This is a genomic window from Streptobacillus felis (assembly GCF_001559775.1).
GTDB lineage: Bacteria > Fusobacteriota > Fusobacteriia > Fusobacteriales > Leptotrichiaceae > Streptobacillus > Streptobacillus felis.
Map to the genome: position 1 here is coordinate 1 of NZ_LOHX01000218.1, position 219 is coordinate 219.

Genomic DNA, 219 nt, shown 5'->3' on the forward strand with positions numbered 1-219 from the left:
GGTTTAGTTGGAGATGGTTTACTAACTTTAATACAAGCTATAGGTATAATTAAGGGTGCAAATATTGTAACTACACTTTCTACAGTAATTATAGGTTTTAATATTACTCATTATGCACTTCAAATATTGTTTTTTGTGGTTGCTCTTTTTACTTTTACTAATAGGATAAGTATTAATAATGTAGGAAGAATACTATTTGGTTTTGTTGGAATATTCTTT

1 pseudogene is annotated in these 219 nt (G+C 26.5%); it reads left to right on the forward strand.

Features of this window, described 5'->3' with window-relative positions:
• Nucleotides 1-219: pseudogene (locus AYC60_RS03880) on the forward strand (sodium-dependent phosphate transporter); the annotation flags it as partial.